The 14,380-nt window shown below is 71.2% G+C and carries 15 protein-coding genes and 1 riboswitch; of the genes, 5 read left to right on the top strand and 10 right to left on the bottom strand.

The window, feature by feature from the left end; genetic code table 11:
- The first annotated feature begins 62 nt into the window (after window positions 1-62).
- The 3 genes from ACFWQG_RS18135 to ACFWQG_RS18125 all read left to right on the top strand — a co-directional run bounded on the left by ACFWQG_RS18135 (window position 63) and on the right by ACFWQG_RS18125 (window position 3,254).
- Entirely contained in the window at window positions 63-974 is a 912-nt protein-coding gene (locus ACFWQG_RS18135; protein WP_378509033.1) for an ATP-binding cassette domain-containing protein, read from the top strand.
- On the top strand, window positions 971-2,551 hold the full coding sequence (locus ACFWQG_RS18130) for an ABC transporter permease (protein WP_378509032.1): 1,581 nt from the start codon (window positions 971-973) through the stop codon (window positions 2,549-2,551). The genes ACFWQG_RS18135 and ACFWQG_RS18130 overlap by 4 nt, the downstream gene beginning before the upstream one ends.
- A gap of 100 nt (window positions 2,552-2,651) precedes the next feature.
- Window positions 2,652-3,254 carry a carboxymuconolactone decarboxylase family protein gene (locus ACFWQG_RS18125; protein WP_378509031.1) on the top strand — a complete coding sequence of 201 codons (603 nt, stop codon included), beginning with the start codon at window positions 2,652-2,654 and terminating at the stop codon, window positions 3,252-3,254.
- Here the strand turns inward: ACFWQG_RS18125 and ACFWQG_RS18120 are convergent.
- From ACFWQG_RS18120 to ACFWQG_RS18100, 5 genes are all read right to left on the bottom strand, one after another.
- Entirely contained in the window at window positions 3,181-4,146 is a 966-nt protein-coding gene (locus ACFWQG_RS18120; RefSeq protein ID WP_378509030.1) for a sigma-70 family RNA polymerase sigma factor, read from the bottom strand. The two genes, ACFWQG_RS18125 and ACFWQG_RS18120, sit on opposite strands and share 74 nt — an antisense overlap.
- A 107-nt stretch (window positions 4,147-4,253) precedes the next feature.
- Window positions 4,254-4,913, bottom strand: a complete 660-nt coding sequence (locus ACFWQG_RS18115; protein WP_378509029.1) for a DUF3239 domain-containing protein — start codon at window positions 4,911-4,913, stop codon at window positions 4,254-4,256.
- Between the two features lie 10 nt (window positions 4,914-4,923).
- Window positions 4,924-6,603, bottom strand: coding sequence for a DNA repair helicase XPB (locus ACFWQG_RS18110; RefSeq protein ID WP_378509028.1), 1,680 nt, complete (start codon window positions 6,601-6,603; stop codon window positions 4,924-4,926).
- Between the two features lie 135 nt (window positions 6,604-6,738).
- Window positions 6,739-7,173 carry a hypothetical protein gene (locus ACFWQG_RS18105; protein ID WP_378509027.1) on the bottom strand — a complete coding sequence of 145 codons (435 nt, stop codon included), beginning with the start codon at window positions 7,171-7,173 and terminating at the stop codon, window positions 6,739-6,741.
- A gap of 405 nt (window positions 7,174-7,578) precedes the next feature.
- A complete protein-coding gene (locus ACFWQG_RS18100) occupies window positions 7,579-9,855 on the bottom strand; it encodes a helicase-associated domain-containing protein (RefSeq protein WP_378509026.1) in 2,277 nt (758 codons plus the stop codon).
- A 60-nt stretch (window positions 9,856-9,915) separates the two neighbouring features.
- Between ACFWQG_RS18100 and ACFWQG_RS18095 the strand changes: the two genes are divergently transcribed.
- Window positions 9,916-10,107, top strand: a complete 192-nt coding sequence (locus ACFWQG_RS18095) for a hypothetical protein (RefSeq protein WP_378509025.1) — start codon at window positions 9,916-9,918, stop codon at window positions 10,105-10,107.
- Between the two features lie 63 nt (window positions 10,108-10,170).
- On the opposite strand, the gene ACFWQG_RS18090 is transcribed toward ACFWQG_RS18095, so the two are convergent.
- The 4 genes from ACFWQG_RS18090 to ACFWQG_RS18075 form a co-directional block, all read right to left on the bottom strand.
- The gene (locus tag ACFWQG_RS18090) at window positions 10,171-10,803 is read right to left on the bottom strand and encodes a transglycosylase family protein (RefSeq protein ID WP_378509024.1); all 633 of its coding nucleotides are present in this window, start codon (window positions 10,801-10,803) and stop codon (window positions 10,171-10,173) included.
- A gap of 4 nt (window positions 10,804-10,807) precedes the next feature.
- Window positions 10,808-10,993, bottom strand: a riboswitch (cyclic di-AMP (ydaO/yuaA leader).
- Window positions 10,994-11,143: 150 nt separating this feature from the next.
- Window positions 11,144-12,556, bottom strand: a complete 1,413-nt coding sequence (locus tag ACFWQG_RS18085; protein ID WP_378509023.1) for a glycosyltransferase 87 family protein — start codon at window positions 12,554-12,556, stop codon at window positions 11,144-11,146.
- On the bottom strand, window positions 12,553-12,960 hold the full coding sequence (locus ACFWQG_RS18080) for a YccF domain-containing protein (RefSeq protein WP_378509022.1): 408 nt from the start codon (window positions 12,958-12,960) through the stop codon (window positions 12,553-12,555). The genes ACFWQG_RS18085 and ACFWQG_RS18080 overlap by 4 nt, the downstream gene beginning before the upstream one ends.
- Window positions 12,960-13,211 (bottom strand): hypothetical protein, encoded by a 252-nt coding sequence (locus ACFWQG_RS18075; RefSeq protein WP_378509021.1) that lies wholly within the window; start codon window positions 13,209-13,211, stop codon window positions 12,960-12,962. Before ACFWQG_RS18075 ends, ACFWQG_RS18080 begins: the two co-directional genes overlap by 1 nt.
- A 132-nt stretch (window positions 13,212-13,343) precedes the next feature.
- On the opposite strand from ACFWQG_RS18075, the gene ACFWQG_RS18070 reads away from it, so the two are divergent.
- Entirely contained in the window at window positions 13,344-13,757 is a 414-nt protein-coding gene (locus tag ACFWQG_RS18070; protein WP_378509020.1) for a cold-shock protein, read from the top strand.
- Window positions 13,758-13,831: 74 nt separating this feature from the next.
- Here the strand turns inward: ACFWQG_RS18070 and ACFWQG_RS18065 are convergent, their stop codons facing one another.
- Window positions 13,832-14,332, bottom strand: a complete 501-nt coding sequence (locus tag ACFWQG_RS18065) for a DUF2771 family protein (RefSeq protein WP_378509019.1) — start codon at window positions 14,330-14,332, stop codon at window positions 13,832-13,834.
- Between the last annotated feature and the right edge of the window lie 48 nt (window positions 14,333-14,380).

The following is a 14,380-nucleotide window of genomic DNA, read 5'->3' as shown; positions in this document are numbered from 1 at the left end:
CAGCCTAGCGACGCGCACCCGAAACACTCGCCCCCGGTTGGGCTCGGCCGTACGGTGGTCGAATGACCCCGGCAATCGAAATTTCGAAGCTGGTCAAGACGTTCGGCCGGACCGCGGCGCTCGACGGGCTAGACCTGACCGTCGAGGCGGGGGAGGTGCACGGCTTCCTCGGGCCCAACGGGGCGGGCAAGTCGACGACGATCCGGGTGCTGCTCGGTCTGCTCCGCGCCGACAGCGGCACCGCCCGACTGCTCGGCGGCGACCCGTGGCGCGACGTCGCGGACCTGCACCGTCGGCTCGCCTATGTGCCCGGCGATGTGAACCTGTGGCCCAACCTGTCCGGCGGCGAGGTCATCGACCTGCTCGGGCGGCTGCGCGGCGGCCTCAACGAGGCCCGGCGGGCCGACCTGGTGGACCGATTCGACCTGGACCCGACGAAGAAAGGCCGCACCTACTCGAAGGGCAACCGGCAGAAGGTTGCGCTGGTCGCCGCGCTCGCCTCCGACGCGGAACTGCTGATGCTCGACGAACCGACGTCCGGGCTGGATCCGTTGATGGAGGCCGTCTTCCAGGAATGCATCGAGGAGGTCACCCGGCAGGGCCGCACCGTGCTGCTGTCGAGTCACATCCTCGCCCAGGTGGAGGCGCTCTGCGGTCGGCTCACCATCATCCGGTTGGGTCGGACGGTCGAGACCGGCTCCCTCGCCGAGCTGCGGCACCTGACCCGCACCTCGATCGCGTGCCAGACGGCCACCCCGGCCACCGGACTTGAGGCGCTCACCGGGGTGCACGACCTTGTCGTCGACGGCACCAGGGCGCGTTTCCAGGTGGACACCGCCGAGCTCGACGCCGCGGTCCGGCACCTGTCCGGGTTCGGCATCCGCACCCTCACCAGCCAGCCGCCGACGCTGGAGGAACTGTTCCTGCGCCACTACGGGGACGAACTCGCCGCGGCAGGGGTCGACGAATCGTGAGCGCACTGGCCGGGACCGGCACCCTCACCCGATTCGTGCTGCGCAGGGAACGCGTCGCGCTGGTCGGCTGGCTGCTCGGCGGCGTCCTCGTGTACTACTCACAGGCCGTCGGCGTGGACATCGCCTACCCGACCCAGGCCGACCTGGACGCCGTCGCCGCCAGCATGGAGAACAACGCCGCGATGATCGCGATGGCGGGCCCGCCACGCGTACTGGACACCATCGGCGGCCAGGTCGCGTTCCAGGCCAGTGCCTTCGGGATGATCGTCGCCGCGTTGATGGCCATGTTCCTGATCGGCAGGCACACCCGCGCCGACGAGGAGAACGGCCGCGACGAGCTGATTCGCTCGGGCGTGGTCGGCCGGTACGCGCCGGTCGCGGCGGCGGTGATCGTGACCGCCGCGGCGTGCGTCCTGTACGGCGTCGTCGTCGCGGCAAGCCTGATCTCCTACGGGTTGCCGGTCGCCGGGTCGGCGGCGCTCGGGGTCGGTGCCACCTGCGCGGGACTGGTGTTCGCCGCGGTCGCGCTGCTGGCGGCGCAGGTCACCGGCAGTACCCGGACGGTATACGGGGCGACCGGCGCCGCGATTGCCGTCGCCTACGTGCTGCGTGCGGTCGGCGACGTCGGGGGAGGCGCCCTGTCCTGGCTCTCACCCCTGGGGTGGGGTCAGGCGATGCGGCCCTACGACGGCGAGATCTGGTGGCCCGCAGCACTGTCGGTGGCGGTCGCCGCGCTCGTCGCCGGGCTCGCCCTCGCCGTGCTCGACCGCCGCGACATCGGCGCCGGGGTGCTGCCGCCGCGGCCGGGCCCCGCCCGCGGCGGCGCGAGCTCCGCTGGCGCGGCCGGGCTGGCCTGGCGGCTCCAACGCGGCTCGCTGATCGGCTGGTCGATCGGGATGCTCGCCGCCGGGCTGGCGTTCGGCACCATCGGCAACGACGTTGGCGACCTGCTCGGTGACGTGGACCTCGGGGAACTGCTCGGGCAGGCCACCGCGAGCCTGGTGGATGCGTTCTACGCGATGGCGTCGTCGATGCTCGCGATGATCGCGTCCGCATTCACCATCTCCTCGGCACTGCGGCTGCGCTCCGAGGAGACCGCGGGCCACGCCGAACCGCTGCTGGCGACCACGCTGACCCGGGTGCGCTGGCTGGGGTCGCACGCCGGCGTGATGCTCGTTGGGTCGGCGCTGGTCGTCGCGCTCGGCGGGCTCGGCACCGGCCTGATGTACGGGGCGATCACCGGCGACCTCGCCGAGGTGCCGCGGCTGCTCGGCGCCGCCCTGGTGTACCTGCCCGCCGTGTGGGTGCTCGGCGGTCTCGCCCTGCTGCTGTTCGGCGCGGCCCCGCGGGCCACGGTCGTGGCGTGGCTCGCGTTGGCGTTCTGCTTCGTGGTGCTGATGTTCGGCTCCACCCTCAAGTTCCCGGAGTGGCTGATGGCACTGTCCCCGTTTCATCACCTGCCGCTGGTGCCCGCGGTCCCGGTCGACTGGGTGCCGGTGCTGGTCGTGACCCTGGTTGCGGCCCTGCTCTGCGCGGCGGGGGCGGTCGCGTTCCGCCGCCGCGACGCGGCCGCCTGACCGGCCCGTACCGCCGCCGGAGCCTGCGTGTCACATTCCCCGCCCCCGTCTCGTCCAAGTCGACGAGAGGATGTTCGCCCACCGACAGCAAGGAGACGTCATGCCCCGCATCGCCCCGCTCGCGCCCTCCGAGGCCGGACCCCTGGTCCGGCTCGCGTACCGCGTCATGGGCCGCCGCTTCGGATCCGTCCCGGAGCCCTTCGCCGTCGTCGCCCATCACCGGAAGCTGTTCGTCGCGTCGTCCGTGCAGGAGCTGGCCGCCGAGAAGGCATCGACGGTGCTGCCCGCCGCCGTCCGCGAGATCGCGGTGTACCGGGTGGCGTGGACCGTCGGATGCTCCTGGTGCGTCGACTTCGGGTCGATGCTGATGCGTCTCGACGGCCTGGACATCGACCGGCTGCAGCACATCGAGGACTACCGCACCTCCGCGCTGTACAGCGACGACGAGCGCGCGGCCATCGACTACGCGGACGCGATGACCGCCACCCCCACCGAGGTGACCGACGAGCAGGTCGCCGACCTCGAACGCCGGTTCGGGAAGGCCGGTGTCGTCGAGTTGACCTACCAGATCGCGCTGGAGAATCAGCGGGCCAGGACGTACTCGGCCCTCGGCATCGTGGACCAGGGGTTCAGCACGGATTCGTGTCGTGTCCCGTGGGCGGATCCGCAAGCCGACCCGGCTCCGTCGGGTCCGGCATCCTGACCCCGGACAACTTGGTGGGGTTCGCGAAGTCGTAGGCGGCCCACACCTTTCCGTCCCGAACGGTGAACCCGGCGACCCGGGCGGCGAAGCCGGGGTGGGTGTCGTCGCCCGGCGATCCGGGGGTGAGGATGCCGAGTCGACCGTTGACCAGCGCGGGCCGGTACGTCAACAGCGCGTCCGGGCCGTACTTGGCGGCGAGGCCGAGGAAGAAGCGGGCGAACCGGTCGGCGCCGTGCAGGACGTTGACGGCGGTGCGGGTGGTCCCACCCGCATCGCCGATCACCAGCGCGTCCGGGTGCAGCGCGTCGAGGACCGCCTGCAGGTCGCCGCTCGCCAGCGCGACCAGCAGGTGCTCCACCGCGGCGTCGTGCCCGGGGTCCGGCGGGGGCACGTCCGCCGCGGCGACCGCCCGCCGCGCCCGGGATGCCAGCTGCCTGCTGCCCGCGACCGAGGTGCCGAGCACCTGGGCGATCGCGTCGAACGGCACGCCGAACCCGTCGTGCAGCACGAACGCCGTCCGCTGGTCGGGGCCGAGGGTGTCGAGGACGACGAGCGCCGCGATCCGGGCGTCCTCCCCCCGGACCACCGCGTCGAGCGGGTCTACCGGTGTGGCCCCGGACAGTGGCATCACCACCGGCTCCGGAAGCCATTGCCCCACATACGTTTCTTTGCGTACCGCGGCGCTGCGCAGGTGGTCGAGGCAGATCCGGCCGACCACGGTCGTCAACCACGCCCGCAGGTTCACGATGCGGTCGCGGTCCGTGTCCCGCAGCCGCAACCACGCCTCCTGGACGGCGTCCTCCGCGTCCGCGACCGAGCCGGTCAGCCGGTAGCCGACCGACAGCAGATGGCCGCGGTGCGCCTCGAACTCGTCCACCAGGATGTCCTGCACCGGGTCGAGTGTACGGGCGGCAGACTCCGAACGGCACCGTCGTCGATCCTGTCTCGGTACCGTTCCGTCCCATGCGATTCGACTCAGCGCACGGCGGCGGAGCCGACTCAGTGGATGTCGTCGGGATCGACGGGCAGCTGCTGGTTCTTCGCGCGCGGCACATCCTCGGTCAGCGGGATCGACTTCGTCAGCAGCTTCCACTCCGCGTTCGGGATCTGCTCGATCGCGCGGCGGATCACCTTCGGGTCCCTGGTGCCCCACGCGACCGGCATCGGGCTGACCATCTGCCAGGTGTCCGCCGTCGAGTTGGTGGAGCGGTCGGAGAGCACCGAGATCGACGGCACCCGCTCCCCGACATTCGACATCGAGTGGCCGGGCAGGGTGCGGATGGTGCGGGTCACCAGCGCGTAGTGCGGCTGGCCCGCGCCCGGCTTCGCGGTGTTCACCAACGCCAGCAGCGTCGCACCCCTGGGGCGGGTGACCGCGACGATCGCGGGCACCAGCTCACCGTTGGCGTACAGGTCCTCCACCGACCCGACCTTGCGGGGCGCCCAGAACGCCATCCACACCGACGCCGCCGCGACCACCAGCGCGACCACGCCGAGAATGTATGACCACGGATGCGCAAGGACGATCAGCCAGACCCCGATCGCCACGAACAGCAGTCCGGTGATGAGCGCGGCCCAGCGCAGGCGACGGACATCGCCGACCGTCTCGTTGACCGACGTGGCGTGGGCGGTGTCTACGGGGAACTCGAAGCGGCGCACACACCTATTCCTACCCGATCGCCGGTCCGAGCAGATCGTCCGCGTCGGTGATCCGGTACGCGTACCCCTGCTCCGCCAGGAACCGCTGCCGGTGCGCCGCGTACTCGGCGTCGAGGGTGTCGCGGGCGACGACCGAGTAGAAGTGCGCCTGCCCGCCGTCGTGCTTGGGGCGCAGCAGCCTGCCGAGCCGCTGCGCCTCCTCCTGCCGGGACCCGAACGTGCCGGACACCTGCACGGCGACCGACGCCTCCGGCAGGTCGATCGAAAAGTTCGCGACCTTGCTCACCACCAGCGTCGAGATCTCCCCGGCCCGGAACGCGTCGAACAGCTGCTCGCGTTCCTTCGTCTTCGTCGACCCCTTGATCACCGGCGCGCCGAGCGCCTCGCCGAGCTCGTCGAGCTGGTCGAGGTAGGCGCCGATCACCAGGGTCGGGGAGTCGGGGTGCCGGTCCAGGATCGACTTCACCACCGCGTTCTTGGTGTGCGCGGTGGAGCACAGCTTGTAGCGTTCCTCCGGTTCGGCGGTCGCGTACGCCATCCGCTCGGCGTCGGTCAGCGTCACCCGGACCTCGACGCAGTCGGCGGGCGCGATCCAGCCCTGCGCCTCGATGTCCTTCCACGGCGCGTCGTACCGCTTCGGCCCGATCAGCGAGAACACGTCGCCCTCCCGGCCGTCCTCCCGGACCAGCGTGGCGGTCAGTCCCAGCCTGCGCCGGGACTGCAGGTCCGCGGTCATCCGGAACACCGGCGCGGGAAGCAGATGCACCTCGTCGTAGATGACCAGGCCCCAGTCCCGGGAGTCGAACAGTTCCAGGTGCTTGTACTCGCCCTTCGACTTGCGGGTGATCACCTGGTAGGTGGCGATGGTGACGGGGCGGATCTCCTTCTTCTCGCCGGAGTACTCGCCGATCTCGTCCTCGGTCAGCGACGTCCGCGCGATCAGCTCCCGTTTCCACTGCCTGCCCGCGACGGTGTTGGTGACCAGGATCAGCGTCGTCGCCTTCGCCTTCGCCATCGCGGCGGCGCCGACCATCGTCTTACCGGCACCGCACGGCAGCACCACGACGCCGGAGCCGCCCGCCCAGAACGAGTCCGCCGCCATCTCCTGGTAGTCCCGCAGGTGCCAGCCGCCGTCCGCGGACCCGGGGAACCGGCCGTCGTAGTCGAGTTCGATCGGGTGCGCCTCGCCGTCCACGTAGCCGGCGAGGTCCTCCGCTGGCCAGCCGATCTTGAGCAGCAGCTGCTTGAGGTGGCCGCGTTCGGACGGGTGCACGACGACGGTGTCCTCGTCGACCTGGGCGCCGAGCATCGGGGCGATCTTCTTGTGCCTGCGCACCTCGGTGAGCACCGCCCGGTCCAGGCTGACCAGCACCAGCCCGTGCGCCGGGTTCTTCACCAGCTGCAGCCGCCCGTACCGCGCCATCGTGTCGACGACATCGACCAGCAGCGGCTGCGGCACCGCGAACCGGGAGTAGGTGACGAGGGCGTCGACGACCTGCTCGGCGTCGTGCCCGGCGGCCCGCGCGTTCCACAGGGCGAGGGGGGTGACGCGGTAGGTGTGCACGTGCTCGGGTGCGCGTTCGAGTTCGGCGAACGGCGCGATCGCCTGCCGGGCCCGATCGGCCAGCGGATGGTCGACCTCGAGCAGCAGGGTCTTGTCGGACTGGACGATGAGCGGTCCGTCGGTCACGTGCGCCTCCTAGCGTGGACAACCACTCCATTGTCCACGCTGCGCGGAGGAGGCGGCGTGATCCGTCGTCGCGGGTGCCCGACCGCGCAGGAGCGAGCGGGCCACGGAGGACACGAGATCGCGCATGAACGGGGATCATTCCTCGGCCCACCGAATTCGCGATGTATTTTGCGATGGGTCGAGAATATTCACCGCGCGACCATGAAATCCGGTCGAATTTGCCGCACCCGAATCAGGGCCTCGGAAAATTCCGGCCCGGTATCGGGCCTCGCGTTCGGTGTGCCCCGACGTGGCGCCGAGTTCGTTATCGAGGCGGTCCCTGATGCGATCAAGTGCCCGAAGTGTCTTCGTTCCGACGGTGCCCCCGGTTTGGGTCGGGTCGGGGACGGTCGCGAGGAGCGAGTCCCTGATGCACTCGTCGAGGACGAAGATTCGCGCCGACACCAGCGCGGCACGGTGGCCGCTGGAGTGGGGATTTGGCTGTGTCTCGTCGTCGGTGCGCGGGGACAGTTGGTGTACGAGGGTGTCGAGGATTCGGGTCGCCGCCGGCGCGGCCGCGTCGTGCTGCACGGTGCTCGTCCGTCAGTGTCGCTTACGTTTCCGGATGAATTCGCCGGAGTCTGCCGCTCGGTCCCGCTTTTCGGCGCGCCGTTCCTTCAAGGATTGGGTGGGTTTTCTTAGGCTCTTGCCCGGTTTCTTGTCGGCCATTGTCGCTCCTGAATTTCGAAGTGGCAATCACTGGGCCCGACCATACGTCATTCCTCGGGAAAAGCCAGTCGTGCAGGCAGGCGGCTTTCTCGTTCTCGTGCGGCGTCCCGGTGCTGGTCCGGTCGCCTGGGTCCGGCCGCCTGGGTCCGGCCGCCGAGTGGCCCGGCGGTCGGGCGGCGTGAGTGAACGGATCATTCAGTCGATGTGATCGACTGAACGCTTCCGTTCAGTCGGCGGGTGCGCGGGTGGGCGGGGGCGCGGGGTGGGTTAGTCGACGAGTGACACCGACGTCACCCGGTGCAGGGTGAACCGTCGGATCGCGCCGTCGGCGGGGTCGAACGCGTCGAGCTGGCCGCCGCCGACGCTGACCGGGTCGACGATCCGTTCAGTCGCGATGCCCTGTGCGTCGACGTAGCCGATCCGGACGCTGCGCCCGACCTTCACCGCGAGCTGCAGCAGCGCCACCGTCGCGGCACTGCTCGCCCGGCTGCCGTCGGCGCGGACCGCGTCTCCGCGCGGGGTCGACGCGGCGCGCTGTCCGGCCCGCAACTGCCGGACCAGCAGGTCGAGTTGCTCGTCGCTGGGCGGGGCGGGCATCCGGCGCACCGGCCGGGCCCGCCGCTTCGGCACCCGCGCGCCCGCACTCCGCAGATCCACGATGGCGCCCGACGAGTCCTCGCCCGCCGGGGCGAACCCCGCCGCCCGCAGCCGGTCGAGCACCTCGCCCAGCGGAGCCTGCGACACCGCAACAGTCGGGGCGAGGGCCCGCAACGCCAGCGTCTCGGCGACCGTGGAGGACAGCACCTCCGCCAGCGTCGCCGGGTCGTCGCAGCGGACGAACGCCTGCGCGATGCCGACCCGCAGCCTGCCGTGCCTGCGGGCGACATCGTCGATCAGGTACGTCAACGCCTGCGGGACCGGCGTCCGCGAATGCGTGGCGAACAGGGCGTGCAGCTCGGCGGCGGTGCGCCCGGCGTCGAGGGCGCGTCGCACCCCGGCCTCCCCGACCCGGTAGACGGTGGCGGCGCCAGCGGATTCGACGTCGGCGACCAGTGTGATCTCGGCGAGGAGGCCGGGCACCAGCGGCCCGGGCGCGATCACCGTCAGGTCCGCCTGCACCAGCACGTGGTCGATCGGGGTCGGCAGCGCCGCGACCATCTCGGCGAGCACCGACTCCGGTGGGCCGTCGTGCAGCAGGCTGCGCCCCGGCGACGACAGCGCATCCCTGCCGATCAAGCCGACGGCGGCCGCCTCGGTGAGGGTCCGGTCGATCGCGGCGGCGCCGAGCCTGGCCGACCACCGCGGCCGACGCCAGGCCACCACGTCGGCGACCTGGGCGGCGCTCGCCCCGACCCCGGTACCGAGTTCGGCGACGATGTCGAGCAGGAATCGGCGTTCGCGGGGCGCCGCCGACGCGCGCGCCTCGTCGGACAGCGCCGCGATCGGCTTGTCATTCGGGTCCCGCAACCCCACCAGCCACGGCAGGCGCTGCAGGTTCAGCCACACCTGCGCGAGCAGTTGCCACCGATGCGCCGCGGCCGCGTCGAGCCAGCCGTCCGCGGCCGCGGTCGGCGCCCAGTAGTCCTCGCCGGTGTCGGCGGCGGGCGGCGGGTCGGGGAGACCGCTGGAGATCAGGCCCGCCCCGGCCTGCAACTCAAGCAGCAGCGCGAGCCGCGACTCGTCGACGCCGACGATCTTGGCCAGCCTGCGGATCTCCCGGACGCCGAGTCCGCCGGCCCGGAGGCTGGGCGCGGGGTGGTCGCCGAGCGCAACGAGGAGGCGCTCGCAGTGCCGGAGCAGTTCCAGCGCCTCGCCCGCGGCCGCGGCGTTTACCTCGGCGATCCGGTGTTTGCTGCCGCGGATCGTCGGCGGGGTCAGCGTGGTCGGGTCGGTGATGGTCTCGCCGCGCAACGCCTGCCCCACCTGGACGGGCAGTTCGACGGTCTGCTCGTCCCGCCAGGACAGTAGGCCCGCCGCGAGCAGCCGCTGCACGGGCCGATCCGGTGGGGTGCCCGGCGCGGCGTCACGGGTCCGGCCGACCGGGGAACTGTGCGCGAGGGTGTCCAGCAGTCGTCGCTCGTCCGCGGTCAGCGCGTCGAGCGCGGCGGTGATCTGGTCGGGTGTCAGGGCCGTCGTTGCCGGGTCCAGCCGCCACGAGAGGGCCTCGACGGCCGCCGGGGTCACCCGCAACACCGTCGTCCCCCACACCAGGGCCCGCTGCCGCAGCGCGGCAAGGGCACGGTCAACGGCCCGGGCGGGTGCCCGCCCGGCCACCGCGTCCGCGAGCTGGTCCCGCCGCACCCCGGCCGCCGTCGCGCCGTCGCGGCCGAGCAACCCGAGCAGGGTGAGTTCGAGCACGTCGAGGTCGTCGGCGACGCGAAGCACCGAGACGCGCTGCTCCGCCCGGGACGCCAGCACCGTCAGGGTCGACGGGGGCGGGACGGCCAGGTCGGGGCGCAGCCGCAGCAGGTCTGCCAGCTCGGCGTCGGTGCGGGTGGCGAGCCAGGACGCGAGGCTGTCGGGGGCGGCGTCGGTGTCGGTCATCGCATCCAACATTAGTGACCTGGGCTGTACGGGATACGAGGTCGATGTCAAAATGGCCTCGTGGCTAACAATGCGAGCAAGCGATACGTCGACAACGGCTGGCCGGAGCACGTCAAGGAGGGCGACCACGCGGTCACCGAGCTCTCGTCGACGCGGTCCGGTGGGCTCTCCCCGTTCGGTGAGGAGACCGAGTTCCCGCGGCCGGTGTCCGAGCTGCCCTACGTCCATCCCGTCACCGTCATCAACCGCTGACGCCAAGGCGAGCAGCAGAAAGGCCCCGCACCGGTTTGGTGCGGGGCCTTTCTCGTGCACTGGCTAGCGCTGTGCGACCAGCGGCGCGTAGGTCTTGAGGAAGTCGATGACCTGCGGGTTGAGCTTCGCCTGCTCGTACAGGGACTCGACCTGCGGGTCGACGGCGATGCCCCGGGCCTTCACGGCCTGCAGGGTGCTGTCGAGCCGGTCGAACACATCGGCGGTGCCGTCGGTGGTGGGGATGCTGGTGACGTCGGGGGCCTCCGCGGCGGGCGCCGGCGCGGGGGTCTCGGCCGCGGCGGCCGGAGCGCTGCGCTGCGTCGGCGCGCTGGCCAGCCCGAGGCTGGACGAGCAGGACGGCCAGGCGCCCCACCCCTGCGAGGCGAGGACCTTCTCGGCGACGGCGATCTGCTGCTCGCGGCTGGCCTGGTTGGCGGTGGCCGCGTACTCGCCGCCGCCGTGGGAGGTCCACGTGCTGGGGGAGAACTGCAGCCCGCCGTGGTAGCCGTTGCCGGTGTTGATCGACCAGTTGCCGCCTGCCTCGCACTGCGCGAGACGGTCCCAGTCGGAGTCGGGGGCAGCGCTTGCGGGGGCCGCGAAGGCCGCGCCGGCAGCGCCGAAGACTGCGGTGGTGACGACGACCTTGGCTGCCGTCTTGCGGGTGTTCGTGGGCTTGCGATGGCGTCCAGCACTCATGGGGTTTTCCTCTCCGCACGCGCCTGCGAGGTCAGCTGTCGGGTTCGGGCTGAGAGGTCGCCCGGCCGTGTTCGCTCCGTGACCGGCGCAAACAGCGGCTTCACCCCAAGGGAGGCCTGGTGCATGCCTCCCGGTGTCCACTGGGGACGTGGGTCCCCCGTCCTTGTCCCTGGGTTGATCTGTGGGAATCCGTTCCGCGGGACAAGGTTTGGCGCGGCGGTTCGGACTGGCCGGAACACCGACCGGTGACGACCGTACGTGGCCGATCGCGGTGAGTCATCTCCTACGGGAACGGCGTGTTTCCCGCGGTTTCGGCCGACCGCACCGGCGTCTGTGCAGGTCAGCTGGTTGCGGCTCGGTCGAGACCCGGCTGTGACCCAACCGTTATGTGAGGCAGATCACATGGCTCCGCTGGTGTTTTCGGACCCGCCGCGGGGCCGGTCCGCGCCAACGCGACCAGGGTGGTCGCAGCGATCACCACGAACAGCAACGGGTACACCGCGGCGAAGATCGGTGCCAGCGCCGCGGGCACAGGCACCATGAACAGCCCGATCCCGTACACGCCGTCCGGGAACCCGTGCGCCCAGATCAGTAGCGGAAGCGCGAGCGCGGCAGGCAGCAACCAGGCCACCGCGCGGCCGCTGCGCAACGCCCGATCCATCGCCAGGATCAGCAACGGCACGAACCACACCCAGTGGTGCCCCCACGAGAACGGCGAGACCGCGCACGACGTCAGGCCGCACAGCGTCACCGCGAGCAGCGCGTGCCCGCGCCGGTGCGCGAGGAGAGCCGCGGCAAGGCCGAGTCCGGCGAGGGCGACCGCGACACCGAGCCACAGCAGCCGCGGCGGCTCGGCAAGATGCAGCCACCGCGCCAGCACCCCCGAGGCGGATTGATTCGCAGGCCACGCCGTCTCGCCGATCCGCGTCGAATGCCAGATCACCCCGGTCCAGTAGGCCCGCGAATCGGAGAAGATCACCACACACCCGACCGCGACCGTCGCCGCGAAGCCCGCCACCGCGGTCGCCGCGGCCCGCCACTGCCGGGTGAGTAGCAGATGCACAACGAACAGCGCGGGCGTGAGCTTGATCCCGGCCGCGATGCCCACCCCGATGCCGCGCAGCCTGCTGCCCTCGGGCCTGCCGAGATCCCACACGATCAGCAGCATCAGCAGCAGGTTCACCTGACCCAGCCAGATCGTCGTCCGCACCGGCTCGATGACGCTCAGGACCACGGTCAGCAATCCGGTGGCGACGTACAGGGTGCGGTTGGCGCGGTACCCGAGCTGCCGCCAGCACAGCAGCACCACCAGGTACAGGGCCACGAAGTTCACCAGGTAGCCGAGCAGCGTCGTCATCTCCGGCGAGAACAGGCGCAGCGGCGCGAAGATCACCGCGGAGAACGGCGGGTACGTCCACCACATGCCGCCGTGCAGCGCGTGGTCGTAGAGACCGGCATCGGTCAGGACGGTGGCGCCGCCACTGCGATAGACGAGCAGGTCGAGACCGTTGCGGAAGAACCCCCACAGCGGCTGCCCCAGCGGAATCACCCGGTCGTGCGCGACGACGGTGGCGGCGGCAAGGACGGCGAGGACACCGAGAAACCATGGGCGCGCGGGGAGCGTCCGCCCGGCGCCGGTGCTCGAGGTCCGCTCCGCGTCCGCACTGGAGGGCCGCCCCGCGTCCGTGCTGGAGGCCCGCTCCGTCCCCGTGCTGGAGCTCCGCTCCGCGTCCGTGCGGGGCGGCACACTCATGCCGGATATCCCGCCTGATAGGTGCGGGTCGTCCCGACGTCGACGATGTCCTTGCCCAGCGGCATCAGCGAGATCGGCACCATCTTCAGGTTTGCGATGGCGAGCGGGATTCCGATGATCGTGATCGCCATCGCGACCGCGGTCACCACGTGCCCGATCGCCAGCCAGATCCCGCACAGCACCAGCCAGATCACGTTCCCGATCAACGACCCCACACCCGACGTCGGCTTGTCGACGACCGTCTTGCCGAACGGCCACAGCGCGTACAGGCCGATCCGGAACGACGCGATGCCGAACGGGATGGTGACGATCAGGATGCAGCAGATCACGCCGGCGAGGAAGTAGCCGAGCGCGAGCCACAGCCCGCCGAACACCAGCCAGATGATGTTGAGGACGATCCGCATCAGTGCTCCCCGCCTCGGGTGCGGCGACCCGCGAGCAGGGCCGCGCCGATCCCGCAGAGGAATCCGATCGGGCAGAGCAGGGCCAGCAGATACAGCGCGAGCCCGGGGGTGTGTCCGGTCGCCGCGATGACGAAGATCGCGACCACCGCGATCAGGCCTGCGAAGAACAGGACCATCGCGGTGCGGAACAACAGCCCGCCGCCGGACGGCGTGCTTGCTGGGGAATCGGTGCCGGGGGTTCGTGGTGCCACGCCTCCACGGTATCGCCAGCAAACCCGGGTGCCCGGCAGGGGCACGCGGAGGTAGACTGCGGGCATCGCGTCCCACGCTCGTGGGGCGCGTTCGTTTATGTGGTCGTTTTACGTGGATGAGCAGGTGACGCGGTGCCTACCGGCAAGGTGAAGTGGTACGACGCTGAAAAGGGCTTCGGCTTCCTCTCCCAGGATGAGGGGGAGGACGTCTACGTCCGGTCGTCGGCGCTGCCCGACGGGGTCGAGGCCCTCAAGGCGGGCCAGCGGGTGGAGTTCGGCATGGCCGCCGGTCGGCGTGGCCCCCAGGCGCTGAGCCTGAAGGTGCTCGACCCGGCGCCGAACCTGCGTCAGTCCGGGGCGGGTCGCCGCGACGACGCCGCGCGCAAGCACACCCCCGACGAGTTGCACGGCATGGTCGAGGACATGATCACCCTGCTCGAGGCGAAGGTGCAGCCGGACCTGCGCAAGGGTCGGTACCCGGACCGCAAGACCGCCCAGCGGATTTCCGAGGTGGTCCGGGCCGTCGCCCGCGAACTCGACAGCTGAGTCGCACACCCCCCCGTGGTGAGACGCGAGGAGCCCCCGGTCGTGACCGGGGGCTCCTCGCGTTGGTGCACCGCTCACTCGGCGGAGGGCGCGGCCTCCGGCAGATCCGGCAACGTCTGCAGCGCCCACACCGGCGCGAAGTCCCGGGACGACGGCTGCTGGATGATCACGCCGAGCAGCTGCTCGTTCTCTTGGGTCGGCACCGTCACCGAGTAGTTCTCGTCCGGGGTGTAGTCCCGGTAGCCCTCGAACACCTCGCCGGTGCGCGGGTCGCCGAACTGGACGTTGAGCCGCCACTCGCCGGCCGCGATGTCCCTCGGCAGGGACAGCTGCAGGGGGGAGCCCGCGGGCACCGGCAGGTACGCGACCGTGAGGTCGGCGCAGCGCATGGTCGAGTCGCAGACACCCGCCTCGACGTCGACGGTCTTGCCGTGCGCATAGGCGGTGATCGTGGGCAGGGTCTCCGGGGCGTCGCGGACGAGCAACGCGGTGACGGTGGCGAGACCGCCCGCGGCAACCAGCGCCACCACGACCACCGCCGCGAGGATCTTCTTCGTCCGGGCTTGCAAGCTCATAGTTTCCATTCTCGGTCGTCGGGCCCGCCCGGGGTGGCGGGATCGTGG

Source organism: Rhodococcus sp. NPDC058532 (assembly GCF_042719255.1).
Taxonomy (GTDB): Bacteria; Actinomycetota; Actinomycetes; order Mycobacteriales; family Mycobacteriaceae; genus Rhodococcus_G.
The sequence above is the reverse complement of the archived record's forward strand: the minus strand, read 5'-3'. Positions and strand labels throughout refer to the sequence as shown.